The organism is Streptococcus sp. 2_1_36FAA, assembly GCF_000161955.2.
GTDB lineage: Bacteria > Bacillota > Bacilli > Lactobacillales > Streptococcaceae > Streptococcus > Streptococcus gordonii.
The window spans coordinates 192,446-209,208 of the sequence record NZ_KI391976.1; the positions used below are offsets into that span (position 1 = coordinate 192,446).

Below are 16,763 nucleotides of genomic sequence, written 5' to 3' on the forward strand. Positions count from 1 at the left end.
CCCAGCAAGGACTAAAAACAGGAACTGTCTGGGGACAGATTTTTGAAAATAGAGTATAACAAACGGAGATGGCTGATGTTAGGAATCACTAATACGCAAGAAAATAACCCATCTGAATCAGACTGTCAGTGACGACACATCCAGAGCTAATTCAAATGGGTTATTGATTACATCTTGCTAAAGGTCATTATTTGCAGCTACTCATGTAGGCAATTAAACACTTTTTCTTAGGAACCCCAAATGGAGTTTTCATCCATAAAGCTATTGGTATTCTTGAGTAATTGTGTAAAGACAGCATACTTGAAGTCCTTGGTTGCCCGTTCATCGACACGAGACTTCTTCAGATCCTTGTCAACAGCTTCTGCAAAACCAGCTTTCAGTTCTTCATAAGTGTGATAGACTTTTCCGTTGACAGTCACTGGCTTAATACCTGAAGTTTGTGCTTTATCCACAACTTTTCTGAAGTAAGCTTTCTTGAAGGCTTCCATGGTTTCAAATTCGCCTCCAGAAATTTGCTTAATGATAAAGTTATCACTCAAGCCAGTCACCCCTTGCTCATTGGCTGTCTTACGGTGTTTATTGGAAGCATAGCTTACGAAACCTTTTTCATAGCCATAGTAACCCCAGATTCTGAAAGTATTATGCTTGAACATCAAGGCACCTGGCGCTCCAGTACTGTTTTGACCGCCACCATAGATACCTGTCATGAAGTCGATTGCAATGTAACTAGAGTCGTAGTCAGCAGGGTTATAAGTTCGATTGTCCACCGCACGATTAGACAGCAAGCCTTGGTCAACCAAGTCATCTACAGATGAAACTGACATGGCTGCTTTCTCCTCTGCTGTCAACTCTCTCACGACATCGTATTGAGTCCGAGCATCTACAACCTTCGGCTCAACCTTCTTGAACCATTTAGCTGCTGCTGCATTTCCTTTATTCACAACCGCTTGACCCTCAAGATAATCCAGCAGCATGAGGCTATCATTATAACCCTTCATGTAATGGTCAATATCTGCTCGGTTCTTGAAGAGACTTGGCGAGCTATTGAAAATGAGGCTGCCATCATTTGGACGGTCAAAGGCCATATTGAGACCTAGAGCACCCCAACCTGGCTGACCAGGAACAGGTGATTGGAGCATGCCTTGAGCATAGCCTTCTGGTCCGATACCTTGTCGTCTGCCATGTCCACCCAGGTAAATATAGCCGTCATTGACGTGGGTGAGTTCGTGCGTGAAGACAGATACACCGTATTCTGTCAAGAGGTCAAAGGCTTCGAAGTTCACACGAATTGAACCGGCAGCATGGGCGCCATAGCCATTTGACTTGTACCAGCCACCAGCTCTGCCCCCAACTAGGTTGAAGAACTCGCGGGATGGAGCATAAGGATTGCCCTTATTATCATTTCCGTTGACATCAATCCAGCCACGTCCTTCCACATCAAAACCATCCCATACAGCCGTTACATTTTGCTTGACCATTCTGGACTTGATATCATCTGAGAGCAGTTTGTACCAAGTGTCTATGTGATTTCGATGCTGGGTCGCTACTTCCTTGATGCGCGCATTAAATCGTTCATCAGACCATGACCGGCGCTTGTCTCTGTTGACAAAGGCCATCGTACTATAGTTTGACAGAATGGCTAAACGCGTATTCTTCAAGGTTAGCAGCGGAAGAATATAGTTGCTGAAATATTCAGAATTGAGGTTATCGAAGACGCGATACTTAGCAGACCTAATCTCCTCAACTTCTGACTGGCGTTCTTCAAACTGAATAAAGCCTCGGGTTGCATCCTTGAACCAAGAATCCATGTCCGCAAAGTCAGTCAGCAGGCGACGGTTGTAATCCAAGTAAGCAACCAAATCACTAGACTTGGACTCAGCCTTCAACTGACGTGCAAACATATTGACATTGTCTGCCCCTTTTAGTTGATTTTCTGTCGAACGTCCAATCTTAATCAAGCGATCCAACAATGGTACTTTTTCACCATAGAAGTCTGGTTTGAAGAGCACTAGCTCCTTGAGGTTGTAGTCGCCAAACTTGAGATCGTAATAACGGTTGAGGTAGGTCAGACCGAGCATGATAGCGGTCTTGTTCTCTTCGATTTTAGCTTTCAGAGCTTCGTTGGCTGCTGGATTGTCAGCATGGAATCTTGTCCATTCATTGGCCAGGAGCTTACTAATCATATCCTGCAAGTTGGCTTTCACTTCAGCCAGAGATTCATCCAAGAAGAGACGCTTCACTTTGTTGACCTTATCATTATCATTAGGCAGACCAACAGAACGATAGACTTCATCACTATACAGTTCGAAACTCTTCAAGCTCTCAGTCAACTGAGCCAGCAAGTCTTCTTTGACAGCCGTTGAGTGATTTGGAGTATAGACTGTACCAAGCTCTGCAATCTGATATTCCGGCAGAACTGTCTGTTCAAATCGTGCTTGATTTTGAAGATTGTAGATGGTCTTGCTTCCGTCTGCAAAATGGACTAAAATCTTGTCCGCATCTGTTCCGCCAGCAACAAACTGATTGCCTTTCAGGGCTTGAACTGCTAGAACTTTCTTAGTCAACAAGTCTCCTGCTTTACCAGCATCCACCAGCTTATTGGCTTCATGAATCAAGAACTCTTGATTGTAGAAAGGCATAAAACGTTCTAGGTTCTGATAAAGCTGTTCATTTTCTGCCTTGTAACCTGGCTTATCTTGATAAGTACTTGTTCTCAGGATAGCAGCATTTAGCTTCTCAGTTGTTACTTCATTGGCGCTGGTTTCTTCAAGAGCCGTAATCCGATAGCTCTTGACTTTTTGCTCGGCTTCAGCTTCTGTCAAGCGACGGAACTTGGCATCTTTTCCTGTCTTGGTTCCAGAGCTTTGCCCCTGAACACCAAAGAGGTTTTGGAGCTTTTGTCCCATCCAAGCATCGGTAATCTCATTATCTGAGCTAAAGAGCTCTTTACCGTTCACTACTGTGGCATAGCTGACGGTGTCATTGATAGTTCCATACGGCCAAATGGAAGCGGCGATACCAGCTGCATTTCTTGAGCCTGCATCCTCTAACTTACCTTTGGCAACGGACTGCATCAGCTTGCCCCAATTACCCCAGCCTGAGCCTGAATTGTCAGTGAAGTTTTGAGCAACCAACATACCTGCATTACGAGCACTGTGCACCCAAATATCCGCTTCAACGTAGGCGCGTTTCACCAAGGACATAGAGTTGCTGCCTGCAATACCACCTGTTACAGAGTTTCCGCCTTTAGACTTAATCTGGCCCTTAAAGGAGACATTTTCAACTCGAGATTGGCCTTCTATATTGTTAACCAGACCGGCTATATGGTCTCTTCCTTCCAAGTAGCCTTGGACATTGACGTTTTCGATTACTCCTTTATTCTTCAAACGAGCAGCAATTGTCGCAATAGTATCGCCCGCTTGCGAATCTGGATAAACCATATTGACTCGCTTAAAGTCAATATCCTTGACCGTTCCGCCAGTAATCGTATCAAATAGAGGATGCGCCAAGTCTAAAATTGCATGACGCTCGCCATTTTGACCACCAATCAGCTGACCTTTGAATTCTCCTGGCAAGTAAGACTTGCTGTTGGCAGGTTTGTCAATCAACTTGGCACTGATACTGCGACCCAAAATAAAGGTCCCAGAAGGATTTTCCTTGATACCGTCCAAGAGGTCTTGGAAGTCATAATAGACATTCCCTTCACGCTTCTTGGCCTTTTCCAGATAGAAATCAAAGCTGTTTTGAAGGCCAGTTGCGCTTCTTTGCAGCAAGTCTGGTAGCTGAGCCTTGATCTTGAAGACAGGCTGGTTATCAACGACCACTTCCTCGATAGAGGTAACCGGCAGGACCGTGTCCTTGAACTGGTCGGATGTAAAGTGCAAGTAATATTGATCCAGATTTGCTGGTTTTTCAGCCAAAGTAGGCATCAATTTTGTCTGGCCATTCTCAACCTTCATCAAGGCGACATTAGTGATGGACTTGAGTTCCACCTTCTTCAGGTCAAGCTGAACTGTCTCTCGAGCTAACTCTTTGCTTTCAGAGCCATTTCCTAAGTCATAAGACAGGGTCGTCTCGATATCATAAGGTGTATAGTAGTCCAAACCACTGAAGCTGGCAGTCAACTGACCGGTCGCCAAGTTTTGCTCTGCTATTAATTGACCATCCTTCTTCAGACGAACATGAGCACTAGTAAAGGCTTGATCCCTGTCCGTCAGCTGGTATTGAATTTGCGCTGATTTCTGCAATTCATCCTTCTTAACCGCTGAAACAGTCAGAGTTGGCGCTGTTTTAAGAGCCAATAAGTCGGCTAAAGCCTGCTTGAGTTGGTTGACACCTGCATCTACTTCATCTTGACTCGACGAAGTCTGATAAACCGACTCAGCCATATTCTTAATTGCTTGCAATTGCTGGTAGGATTGATTGGTGTAAACTGCAGGATCCACAGTCGCTGCTAAAGCTAGCTGCTTACTTAATTCTTCTTTATTAACGCGAGTCTTAGTGCCTCGAGTGACCACTGTATCAACTGCTTCATGCAAGATGCGCTCAGTTGTTTGTGGCTCCGATATCCGCTTGCCATCCAAGACTTCATAGCTGGTTACAATTTCTTTTTGGCCTGGAGTTCCTTCTACAGTTGTCTCTTCATCAAGATACTTGCTATCATCAGTTTTGTGAACGACCTTTGGTTCAATTGTTTCTAGCTTGACCTCTGTATGCAAACTAGGCAGCTCAGCTTGAACTGTTGATTCCCCGTTAACACCACCCGTGTATTCTGGAATCGCAGGCTCGACTGGGGCCGTATCTCCTGCTGTACCTATCGGCTCTGTATAAGCTGGTTGCTCCGGTTGAACTTCTGGTTCGCCATTCACAGAACCTGTGTATGCTGGAAGCGCAGGCTCTACTGGGGCTGTATCTCCCGCTGTTCCAACCGGTCTGGTATAGGCTGGTTTCTCTGGTTGAACTTCTGATTCGCCATTCACAGATCCTGTGTATGCTGGAAGAGCGGGCTCTACTGGGGCTGTATCTCCTGCTGTACCAACCGGTCCAGTATAAGCTGGTTTCTCCGGTTGAACTTCTGGTTCGCCATTTACTGACCCTGTGTATGCTAGAAGCGCAGGCTCTACTGGGGCTGTATCTCCTGCTGTTCCAACCGGTCCGGTATAGGCTGGTTTCTCTAGTTGAACTTCTGGTTCACCATTCACTGACCCTGTGTATGCTGGAAGTGCTGGCTCGAATGGGGCTGTATCTCCCGCTGTACCAACCGGCTCTGTATAGGTTGGTTTCTCTGGTTGAACTTCTGGTTCTCCCTTACTACTGCTGTTTTTTTCAGATTGATTCGGATTCGTTTTATTTTCTTCTTTTGATGTTTCCTTATTTGGATGTAATCCTTGAGAAGATGGGTTAGGAGTGGAATCAGAGATACTTCCAACCTGACTTGAAATATCTTGATCTGGTTTTTCCTCTTCCATAAGCTCTGTTTGCTTTTCTTGACCCCTAACATCCCGTCCAGATTTTGAATTTTCTGGTACTGCTAGTTGGTTTTTATGGTTAGATTCTTCAGTTAGAGAGGCCGACGCCGTCCCCTTCAAAGAATGCAAATCAGAAGCAGTAAAGTAACCGATATAGTCGTAACCTTCAATCGCTAAATCTGCTTCAGAAACACCTGAAGAAATCGAAACTTGACGGTTATAAGAAGCCAACTCTTTATTTTCTAGCGCAAAAACTTGAGGCGAAAGCAAAAGGCTCTGTCCGAACGCTCCAATCAAAAGCACTCCCACCAACTTGCCAGCCTTCTTACGAGAAAACACCAAGACAGCCAAAATAGCCGTCCCAGCTAGTATGCCAAGAAGCGGTTGCCCATTATTTCCTGTTTGAGGCAAAACTGTTGGTTTCCCTTGCTTACGATAAATCAGGTAATAATTCTCACCTGATTGCAAATCGGAAGGAAGCTCATGCTTAATCAGTTCCTTCTCCTGCTCAGTTAACTCTTGCTCTTCAACATAAGTGTAATGAGCCTGACCAGTCTTTCCAACTTCATCAGCAGCAACAGCTGGGCTAGTCAAAAAACTCCCAAAGATCAAGGCAGCAATTGCAACGGAGCCTACACCAACAGATAATTTTCTAATCGAAAATTTCTGAATTTTCTCCTGTACTTTTCTAAAATCCTTCACTTCATAACTCCCATTATTTGTTTGGATGTATAAATTTTCTCCCTAAGTCTTCATCGGCTAACTCCCTATTAGCCTTTAAAAGACAGCATTTATACACATAGTATTATCATAATTCTTTTAGATGTTTTTTACAATAGATTTTTCCTGAAAAAACTATTTATTTCTTCAAAAACTACTAAAAAATGGAGAATTTTTCAGCTTTTTTTGTAGAATCGCTAAAAATCGCTCCAAATAGTCATTTCACACCTATTCCATATGACATTTTAAAGAGACTTCCCAGATAGAAATAAAAATGTATCAGAGAAGAATCTTTTAGTCTCTTTTCTAGAAAGCTACTCCCAATCAAATAAAGCCAAGATACCATTATCTCAGCTTCATTCTTCATATCTAATTTCTTTCAAATAAAGGCCATTGGGACCGGCAGTTGGCCCTGCTAGATGACGGTCTTTCTCCGCTAAAATCCTCTGGATCTGCTCTATTGGCATACGCTTGTTGCCGATTTTGAGAAGTGTGCCAACCATATTTCGAATCTGCTTATAGAGAAAGCCATTGCCCGAAAAAGTAAAGACCAGAAAATTACGCTCTGCATCATAGCGGACCTTGGCCTCAGTAATGGTCCGAACCTTGTCTTCCACACTGGTCCCCGAAGCAGTAAAACCTGTAAAATCATGCGTCCCCTCTAACTGAGTAATCGCTTCTTCTAGCAGGCTCAGCTCCAGAGGATAAGGATAATGGGTGGCATAATAGCGCATCATAGGATTCTTGGGCCTACCGATGTCCACCAAAAATTCATAGGTCTTGCTGTGCTTATTGTAGCGAGCGTGAAAATCATCCGACACCCGCTCCACACTGATGAAATCAATATCTTCTGGCGTCTGTGTATCCAAGGCAAAACGCAATTTCTCTTCATCCCGCTCTTCTGGTAAATCAAAATGTAGAACTTGTCCCAGAGCATGAACACCACTGTCTGTTCGACCTGCACCATGAATGACCACAGGCTGGCCTTTGTTAATTCGAGTCAAGGTTTTTTCAATCTCTTCTTGGACACTTCTAGCATGAGGCTGCCTTTGGAAACCAGCAAAGTCATGTCCATCATAGGAAATAATCGCTTTATATCTAGTCATAAGACCTATTGTAGCAGGAAAAGCTAGTAGTAGCAAGAACATTTTCATTATGCCAGTATCAATAAAAAAATGATATACTAATTCTAAAAAAGGAGGGAAGAATGTTAGCAGATATCAGCTTTCAAGAAGAACATAGACGTTTCAGATACAAAGCCGCAGCACTTATCATAGAAGAAGGAGCCGTGGCTTTCATGACCAACCCTGACGAAAGCTACTTCTATCCACTCGGAGGTGCTGTTCAGTCGGGAGAATCCTCCCAGGAAGCCGTCAAAAGGGAAATCCAGGAAGAAACTGGTCAAGAATACGAGATTGATCGGTTAGTATTTATCCATGAAAACTTCTTCCAGCAGGAAACAGGACGATTGGCAGGACTAGACTGTCACGAAATTTGCTTTTATTACTTGATGAAACCAAAAGGACAGCAATTCCCTAGTCTTTCAGAAAATGAAACTGTCGAATGGATCCCTTTGGAAGAACTCCAAAACCACACGGCCTATCCTAATTTTCTACCTGAACTGCTCCCTCATATCCATCAAGGAATTCAACACATCATAACTGGAAAACCAGGCGAGTGAAGAAAAAGAACCTAAGCTAGCACCCCCCTTAGAGGGCCTATTCCCCATAATGTCATAAACAAAAAGACGAGGCCAAACTATTTTCTTTGACCTCGTCTTTATTCTTGCCCAAATAATTATTTAAGCCTAGGTTTACACTCGATTTTTAGAACGATAATAAATCATCCTTTCCTTTTCTTGCGTCCACCCAAACCGATCATAGCTAAAGCTGTTCCCAGAAGAGTTATAGGCCAAGCTGAAGTTGTTCCAGTTTGCGGAAGTTTATTGTCCTTAGCCACTGCTTGGGCAGATGGTTGAGATAATTTTTCAGCTATTGGCTGCTTAGTTTGAGTCGGTTTTAGGCCGTCTTCTTTTTTACTTACTTGGCTAAGCGCTGATGATCCCTTAACAGAAGGAGTAACCGACGGGGCTGGCTGAACCTGCCTTCCACCCATTTTTGGTGAATCTGCTTCTTTTGTTCCAATTTCCACAATTTCGGCTACAGCATCCTTAGAAACGAAACTCTCCACAAGCTTGCTACTACTGTCCTGGGCAGATATTTCAACTAAATTCGTTTTTTCACCTTTGATACCCACTTGCAAAATCTTGCGTTGCCCTTTTTCAAGGTTTGGATTTGCTACTTCTTTTGTCTCAAAGGCAATCTCTTCTGTTTGAATATCAAGATATGGTTTATATTCCACAAGAGCACGAACTTCTTCCTCATCAGCACTGCCATTGTAGGTGATTGGCTTGAGATTTTCGCGGGCAGTTTTTAGCTTGGCCGCTAGTTTATCTACCTCTTCTTGCTTCATTCGGCTTAATTCCCAATCAATCTCATCTTGAGCTACTTTTAGAGCTGCAACAGATTCTGGTGTATAGATGGTCAAATCGGTTGGGATTTTAGCAATTTCTTCTTGAATAGGGCCATAATTAGCCTTGAAATAGTCTTTATTATGATCAGCAAAAGCAGTCATTAATCGGAAGATCTCTTCTTCTTTGTATTCAGCTTGCGGTCTATCAGCCCAGATGGCAATCATGCTACCGACTGTTGGAAGATCTACTTCTGGGTACTTGGTAGAAGCTAGTTGATTAAATGATGTCTTTTCAGTATTATCAAGTGCTTTCTGTAAGAAACCACCGCCATCTTCTGGCTTTTGCCCCAAAATGTAGTACCAATCCCCATTGGTATTGAGGAATTTGTAGCCCTTACTTGCTAAATACTGTGGTGATGCCAGGTTATAGCCCCACCAGCCTTTAGACCAATAGGAGATTAAGACATCCTTATCAAACTCAACATCGTCTTTGTCTTCGTAGTAGAAGCCATCGTTGAAGGCCATTGGTTGCAAACCTCTCTCTTTTGCCATAGCAGCTAGAGAATTAGCATATTCTGCGAACTTACCATAGAGGTTGTAGTATTTGAGATAATACCAACCCTGAGCATTGGTAGCATCGTTGGCATATTCATCCGTTCCATAGTTGAAAATTTTAGCCTTACCTGCAAAGTAATCCATATACTTGCCAATCAAAGCTTTGGTAAAGGACTTGGCTTCTTCATTTTCCAAATCAAGGGTTGTTTTGGATAGTGTATCAAAGTAAGCCTGCGGATTTTGAATACCTAGTTTTTCCATAGCGACCAAAAGGGCATCCATATGGCCTGGGCTATTGAGTGCTGGAATAAGACCTATACCCCTTCCTTTGGCATAAGCAATCAGCTCATCCATCTCTTTTTGGCTGAGAGCATTTCCATTTGGATCATCGTAATAAGCCTTGGTACCAGCCAAGATCGCTTCTTTCACTTCATCACTTGTGTAGGTTTTACCGTTGGCTTCAACAGTCATATCATCCAACATAAAGCGCATACCGTCATTTCCAACTAGCAGATGCAAATCTGAATATCCCAATTCACTAGCCTTGTCAATGATTCTCTTCAGCTGATCCAATGAGAAATATTTCCGACCAGCGTCAATAGAAATCACCTTACTCTTAGCTAATTTTTCTCGTTCAGCTTGGGCATCCAGTACTTTTTGATAATCAGGGGTTGGCTGGAGATGTTCACGGGCTTCTTTTAAGCGAGCAACCGCAAGATCAATCTCTTCTTGCTTGCTCCGACTTAGATGCCTGTCTAATTCTTTCACAGCATTTTCAGCCTCCTTAAGACGAGCGATACTTTCCGGTGTATATTTAGAAGCCAAGTCACTTGGGACTGCTGCTAATTCTTTTTCTGCATCTTGATAATTGGCGGCAAAATACTCAGCATTTTGGTCGGCAAAGCGACGCATCAGCTTATAAAGACGAGATGGGGAAAAACGTGCTGAAGGCTCATCAGCCCATGCAGCCACCATACCACCAATAATTGGAATATCTGCTCCCTCAGACTTAGGAACGCTGGTAATCGGTGTAGAAGCAATTCCCTTCAATCCTTGGTCCAGATTATACCAACCTTGGCCGTCTGCATTCCGACCTAGAACATAATACCAAGCATCATTGGTATTTAGAATCTTATGCCCTTTTTCAGACAAAAGTTTAGAAGAAGCAACATCATAGCCTCCCCAGCCACCAGTCCAATAAGACACAATAATGTCCTTATCAAATTCACCAAAACTTTGATCAGAATTATAGTAAATACCATCATTAAAGGCCATCGGCTTCAGACCATTTCGCTTAACGATTTTAGCTAGATCATTGGCATAAGCGATGAATTTTTCATAGCCCTTTTCTGGGTAACCTTCTCCTGGATAATACTTATCCGCTTGTAAGACTTGCCACCCTTTAGCATTAGTCGCATCATTAGCATATTCATCTAAACCAATATTGAAAATATCCGTCTTACCAGCAAAATATGCAGCATATTTCTCAATCAAGGCTTTTGTGAAATCAACAGCAGGCTGATTATTTAGATCAACTGTTCGAGCAGATTCCTTGCCAAAGTAGTCAAAATTAGGTTTTTCAATTCCCAGCTCCTTCATGGCATTCAAGATCGCATCCATATGGCCCGGGCTATTGATTGTCGGAACAAGACCGATTCCTTGTTGTTTAGCATAGTCAATCAAGTCCGTCATTTCAGCTTGTGTTAAGTGATTGCCATTTGGATCATTATAATAATCGTTGGTCCCTTTTTCAATAGCTTTTTTAACATCTTCACTAGAATAGGTCTTACCGCCTACAGTTAACGACATATCATCCAATTGGAAACGCAGTCCATCATTTCCTAACAGTAAATGCATGTCTGTAAAACCATAACGCTTAGCCTTGTCTACAATTTCTTTCAATTGTTCTGGGCTAAAATATTTACGACCTGCATCAACTGAAATCATTTTCCTCATGGCAAGCTTTTCGTCAACACGGTCTGACTCTTGACCCTTTGGTGCATCAGTAGGTAGGCCTGCTTTCTCCTCAGAATCATTTCTTTTTTCTGCTTCTCCAGTAGCATCTTTTTCAGGGGTCTTATCTTGCTTAGGAATATCTGTATTAGATTCTGCTGGTGCAGAAGTTGATGGAGTTGCTTCACTATTGTTTACAGGATTTGCTCCGGACGTTTCCTCTGCTGTAGACTTATCTTGTGCGGGACTAGAGGTTGCCACTTCTTCTGTAGCTTTGGGTTCAGTAGAATCTGCTAGAGCGACAACATTTGACTGCGTAGTTGGAAGCTCTTCTGCCGAAACAACCTGTCCAGCCATAGTGATTCCAATTAGAACAGAAGCCGCTCCAACTGAAAATTTACGAATAGAAAAACGCTGTTCTCTATGAAAGACCATCATAAAATCTCCTTTTTGATAAATAGAAAAACCGATTATGTAAACGGTTTCTTTTTCTTCATTATAGGCTATTATCCCCTGTTCTGCAATGAGCCTTCAGCAAGATTCTATAATTTAATGATAAAGAGATTTAATTCAGATACCTATATTTTAAAGCAAGATTTCAAAAAATCTCAAATCCAAAAAAGAGAGAGTGAACTATAACTTCAGTCCACTCTCTGCCTTTCTTTTATTCCCCATCAAAAGCATCTTTAATATGGTCAAAGAAGCCTTTTTTCTTAGGATTTACACTGATATTTCCTGCAGCCGCAAAGTCCTTGAGCGCCGCTTTTTGCTTATCATTCAGTCCTGTTGGAGTCACAACGTTAACAGTCACATACTGATCCCCCATGCTTCCACCACGAAGACTCGGAGCTCCCTTGCCACGTAAGCGGAAGCGTTTGCCAGTCTGAGTGCCTTCTGGGATATTGAGCTCAACATCACCATGAACGGTTGGAACCTCCACACTGTCTCCAAGAGCAGCCTGAACAAAGTTTAGATTGAGCTTGTAGTAAATAGTAGATCCATCTCGCTCAAACTTATCACTTGGTTCGACATTGACGACTACATATAAGTCTCCATAAGGGCCACCATTGAAACCTGCTTCTCCTTGACCTGCTAAGCGAACTTGCTGGCCAGTTTCCACACCTGCTGGGATTTTAACATGGACACTGTGGGCTTGTTTTTCATGTCCTGTTCCATGACAGGTCGTACAAGGCTCCTTAATTTCTTTTCCGCGTCCATGACAGACATCACAGGTCACTTGACGACGCATCATGCCCAGAGGAGTTTGCGTATCTACATTGATGACACCTGAGCCATGACAGCGTCCACAAGTCACTGGACTTGTCCCTGGCTTAGCACCTGATCCGCTACATGTACGACAAGACGCCTCCCGGTTGTACTTAATTTCCTTTTCAGTACCAAAAATAGCCTCTTCAAACTTGAGATTAACGCGGTATTGGAGATCATCACCTTGACGAGGAGCATTTGGATTTCGCGAAGCACCGCCACCAAAGAAGCTTGAGAAGATATCTTCGAAACCACCAAAACCAGCTCCATCAAAGCCTCCAAAGCCACCTGCGCCACCGCCAAAACCGCCATTGGCTCCAGCAGCACCATACTGATCATAGGCCGCTCTTTTCTGCTCGTCACTTAAAGTCTCATAAGCTTCTTGGACCTCTTTGTACTTATCTTCTGCCCCAGGATCTTTATTAATATCCGGGTGATATTTTTTTGATAATTTCCGATAGGCTCTCTTGATTTCATCCTGTGAAGCATTCTTAGAGACACCTAGACGGTCATAATATTCCGTATTGTTCATATAAGATACCAAGACCGTAAAATTCGACTGAAAAATAGGAAATCAGGCGACGGAGCGATGCTCCTAGGCTGATTTCTCTTTTTTCCGAGAATTTAGGTCGGGTTCAGTTCCTTTCTTTTATATTGAGTCAGAATTTTTAGAACCCATGTTCCTTTCTATAAATTTTAAGAGATTTCTTAGAAGTTGTTTTTTATGCTCTGCTTCACTTCATCAAACTCTTTGTCCGATAGAGTAAAAACCAAATCCTCTTCTGAATATTCGTTCTGTTCTTTGAAATAGTTTTCGGCACTATCTACCAAACCTAAACTAAGAAGAACTATCCTTGCAAACTCTTGATGTGCAAAGCCAACAGCAGTAATGATATTTTTATCTTGCAGGACAGCTTTAGCTTTGAAATTTTCCCGCGGAAGAAATTCAAAATAGTCAAAGAAGTTTTGCCAAATACCGCCAGTAAATTTCGTGTCCTTCAATAAGCCTGCTTTCGCTAATAAAATTGGTGCTGATGAAATAGCTGCAATCAAAATTTCTTGCTGTTTTAAACTTCTTAGGAAAGAGATCAATTTTTCATCATGCAAAGCAGGGGCAATATTTATCATTCCTGGCAAAATGACACAAGAATAATCTTCTAACACCACTTCATCCAGTGTTCTAGTAGGCTGACAGGCTAATCCATCTTCCGATGTTATGATATTCCTATCTGATCCTACATAATCAATCTCAACACCAAAAGATAGAGCTAAAGTACTAGTTAGACTAACTACTTCATAAAGAGAAAAATTAGGATAAATGATACAAAGTACTTTTTTCATAAAGGTCACCCTCTATCTTACCGAAAAACAGAGGCTGGGTTGCAACCTCTGGATTTCTTCCTATACTTATGACATCAGACCGAGGTTAAGACAAAGACCTATCCACCTCATCTAATTTTCAAAACAACTTTTGACGCGGTAGCTGATTGGATTTTGGGTTCGTCTTTCAGACTCCCAAAAATCCTAATCATCCTCGCGGGGGTTCGACTACGAACTAAAAACTTTCAATTTTTAGTTCTGTCTTACCGCCTATTTCTCCGTAAACTCTCCGTCTACGACGTCATCGCCTGCGTTTCCTGTTGCTTGTGCGCCTTCTGCTCCTGCTTGAGCTTGTTGAGCTGCTGCAGCTTGTTCGTAGAGTTTAACAGCAAGTCCTTGAGCTTTTTCGTTCAAAGCTTCGAGTTTTGCTTTCATTTCGTCCAAGTTGTTGTCTTCTTGAGCTTTCTTAAGGTCATCAAGGGCAGTTTGAGCAGCGTCACGTTCTGCGTCGAAGCCTTTACCTTCAGTTTCCTTGATAGTCTTTTCAGTCGCAAAGATAGCTTGGTCAACTTCGTTACGAAGATCAACTTCTTCTTTACGTTTCTTATCTGCTTCAGCGTTAGCTTCTGCATCTTTCATCATGCGGTCGATTTCTTCGTCTGTCAAACCTGAGTTAGATTGGATGACAATTGTTTGTTCTTTTTGAGTTCCAAGATCTTTAGCCTTAACAGATACAATACCGTTCTTGTCGATATCGAATGTTACTTCGATTTGAGGAATTCCACGAGGTGCAGCTGGGATATCTGTCAATTGGAAACGTCCAAGAGTCTTGTTATCTGCTGCCATTGGGCGTTCACCTTGAAGAACGTGGATATCAACGGCCGGTTGGTTGTCTGCTGCTGTAGAGAAAACTTGTGATTTAGAAGTTGGAATAGTAGTGTTGCGGTCGATGAGTTTTGTGAATACGCCACCCATTGTTTCGATACCAAGTGACAATGGAGTCACGTCAAGAAGGACAACGTCTTTGACATCACCAGTGATCACACCACCTTGGATAGCCGCACCCATGGCAACTACTTCATCAGGGTTTACTGATTTATTTGGTTCTTTACCAGTTTCAGCCTTAACAGCTTCTACAACGGCTGGGATACGAGTTGATCCACCAACAAGGATGACTTCGTCGATTTCTGACAAGCTCAAGCCTGCATCAGAAAGAGCTTGACGAACTGGAGTTTTTGTACGTTCTACAAGATCACGAGTCAAATCATCAAATTTCGCACGAGTCAGAGTCATTTCCAAGTGAAGAGGACCTGCGGCTCCTGCTGTGATGAACGGCAAGCTGATTTGAGTTGAAGTCACACCTGAAAGGTCTTTCTTAGCTTTTTCAGCTGCATCTTTCAAACGTTGAAGAGCCATCTTGTCAGTTGACAAGTCGATGCCATTTTCCTTCTTAAATTCTGCAACCATGTGGTCGATAATCTTTTGGTCAAAGTCGTCACCACCGAGCTTGTTGTCTCCTGCAGTTGCCAATACATCGAAGACACCGTCACCCAATTCAAGGATAGATACGTCAAATGTACCTCCACCAAGGTCAAATACCAAGATTTTTTCTTCTTTGTCAGTCTTGTCCAAACCATAAGCAAGAGCTGCTGCAGTTGGTTCGTTGACGATACGTTCTACTTCAAGACCAGCGATTTTACCAGCGTCTTTAGTCGCTTGGCGTTGCGCATCGTTAAAGTAAGCTGGAACTGTGATGACTGCTTTAGTTACTTTTTCACCAAGATATTCTTCAGCGTAGCCTTTCAAGTATTGAAGAATCATAGCTGAGATTTCTTGTGGAGTGTATTCTTTGCCGTTGGCAGAAACTTTTTCAGAAGTCCCCATCTTAGATTTGATAGAGATAACAGTATCTGGGTTTGTTACTGCTTGACGTTTTGCAGCATCACCAACGATGATTTCACCGTTTTTAAATGATACTACAGATGGAGTCGTACGATTTCCTTCTGGGTTTGCGATGATTTTGCTTTCAGTTCCTTCAAGAACTGCAACTGCTGAGTTTGTTGTACCTAAGTCAATACCGATAATTTTAGACATGTGTTTTTCTCCTTAAATTTTACATTCTTTCTTTTTGATACTCTTCTTAGGTGGCGGCGCCGTCAGAGCTTGACTTCGTCAATCTCTTTGACTAAACTTTGAGCCTAAGGTCTCAAAGTTTGCGCAAATAACACCACGGCGAAGAGTATCGTCTTTTGTTCGCTTCGCTCACTATTGCAAAGCTGAACAATTTCTTCTTATCTTTCTTCATAGTTTATTGTCATTTCGGACGAGTTTTCAAAGTATATATGTTGCGACGCGAGAAGTCGAAATCGATATTATTTCGACGACGAGTTAGTAAGGAGGCTAGGCAAACGCCATAGCGATTGCCGTTTTCTGACGAGTTGCTTTAGCAACCGTCAGAATTGCCTAGTTATAGACCACTACCATTGCTGGTCGTAGGATGCGGTCATGGAGTTTGTAGCCTTTTTGGAAGACTTGGGCGATGGTATCTGCTGGGTGTTCGTCGTCAGCTGGAACAGTTTGAATAGCCATGTGATAGTTATGGTCAAATTCTCCATCGGCCGGAATTTCTTCGATGCCTTCTTCTTTGAGAGCATGAATCAAGCTTTCCTGTACCATTTCCAGTCCCCTTTTGACATCATCTGTCAATCCTTCAACAGCAAGAGCACGCTCAAGGTTGTCCAAAGAAGGTAAGATCGCTTTTGCTAGATCTTGACTACGATAGCGTTGCAAGAGCTGACGTTCTTCATTGGCACGGCGTTGAATGTTCTGCATTTCTGCATGGGCACGGAGATATTTATTTTCAAAATCATCTGCCCGCTCATTTGCTAGTTCTAATTCTGATTTTTCGGGGCTTGCAGATTTAGCTTGCTCAGCTGTTTCCACTGCTTCCTCTTTCACTTCTACATCTTCTGGATGTTTTTCTTGTTTATGTTTTGCCACAAGGCACCT

The 16,763-nt window shown here is 42.7% G+C and carries 8 protein-coding genes; 1 reads left to right on the top strand and 7 read right to left on the bottom strand.

Translation table 11 applies throughout. The features are described from left to right. Positions 1–227 precede the first annotated feature (227 nt). Together HMPREF0847_RS08805 and truA are read right to left on the bottom strand one after the other, a co-directional pair. A complete protein-coding gene (locus HMPREF0847_RS08805) occupies positions 228–6,170 on the bottom strand; it encodes a ZmpA/ZmpB/ZmpC family metallo-endopeptidase (protein ID WP_008808423.1) in 5,943 nt (1,980 codons plus the stop codon). A gap of 374 nt (positions 6,171–6,544) precedes the next feature. After that, positions 6,545–7,294 carry a tRNA pseudouridine(38-40) synthase TruA gene (gene truA / locus HMPREF0847_RS08810; RefSeq protein ID WP_008808422.1) on the bottom strand — a complete coding sequence of 250 codons (750 nt, stop codon included), beginning with the start codon at positions 7,292–7,294 and terminating at the stop codon, positions 6,545–6,547. Between the two features lie 101 nt (positions 7,295–7,395). On the opposite strand from truA, the gene HMPREF0847_RS08815 reads away from it, so the two are divergent. Beyond that, the gene (locus tag HMPREF0847_RS08815) at positions 7,396–7,869 is read left to right on the top strand and encodes an NUDIX hydrolase (protein WP_008808421.1); all 474 of its coding nucleotides are present in this window, start codon (positions 7,396–7,398) and stop codon (positions 7,867–7,869) included. Positions 7,870–8,030: 161 nt separating this feature from the next. On the opposite strand, the gene strH is transcribed toward HMPREF0847_RS08815, so the two are convergent. The 5 genes from strH to grpE all read right to left on the bottom strand — a co-directional run bounded on the left by strH (position 8,031) and on the right by grpE (position 16,754). Beyond that, entirely contained in the window at positions 8,031–11,603 is a 3,573-nt protein-coding gene (strH, locus tag HMPREF0847_RS08820) for an LPXTG-anchored beta-N-acetylhexosaminidase StrH (protein WP_020992791.1), read from the bottom strand. Between the two features lie 229 nt (positions 11,604–11,832). After that, positions 11,833–12,966: a molecular chaperone DnaJ gene (dnaJ, locus tag HMPREF0847_RS08825; RefSeq protein WP_008808419.1), complete on the bottom strand. Its 1,134-nt coding sequence runs from the start codon at positions 12,964–12,966 to the stop codon at positions 11,833–11,835. A 176-nt stretch (positions 12,967–13,142) separates the two neighbouring features. Beyond that, entirely contained in the window at positions 13,143–13,775 is a 633-nt protein-coding gene (locus tag HMPREF0847_RS08830; RefSeq protein ID WP_008808418.1) for a DJ-1/PfpI family protein, read from the bottom strand. A 249-nt stretch (positions 13,776–14,024) separates the two neighbouring features. Continuing rightward, positions 14,025–15,848, bottom strand: coding sequence for a molecular chaperone DnaK (gene dnaK, locus HMPREF0847_RS08835; RefSeq protein ID WP_008808417.1), 1,824 nt, complete (start codon positions 15,846–15,848; stop codon positions 14,025–14,027). A gap of 369 nt (positions 15,849–16,217) precedes the next feature. Next, positions 16,218–16,754, bottom strand: a complete 537-nt coding sequence (gene grpE, locus HMPREF0847_RS08840; RefSeq protein WP_008808416.1) for a nucleotide exchange factor GrpE — start codon at positions 16,752–16,754, stop codon at positions 16,218–16,220. Positions 16,755–16,763: the final 9 nt, after the last annotated feature.

Bases quoted from the DNA above. Each gene is read 5' to 3' on its own strand.
- HMPREF0847_RS08830 (WP_008808418.1), bottom strand. From the start codon at position 13,775: ATGAAAAAAGTACTTTGTATCATTTATCCTAATTTTTCTCTTTATGAA.
- dnaK (WP_008808417.1), bottom strand. From the start codon at position 15,848: ATGTCTAAAATTATCGGTATTGACTTAGGTACAACAAACTCAGCAGTT.
- strH (WP_020992791.1), bottom strand. From the start codon at position 11,603: ATGGTCTTTCATAGAGAACAGCGTTTTTCTATTCGTAAATTTTCAGTT.
- HMPREF0847_RS08815 (WP_008808421.1), top strand. From the start codon at position 7,396: ATGTTAGCAGATATCAGCTTTCAAGAAGAACATAGACGTTTCAGATAC.
- truA (WP_008808422.1), bottom strand. From the start codon at position 7,294: ATGACTAGATATAAAGCGATTATTTCCTATGATGGACATGACTTTGCT.
- dnaJ (WP_008808419.1), bottom strand. From the start codon at position 12,966: ATGAACAATACGGAATATTATGACCGTCTAGGTGTCTCTAAGAATGCT.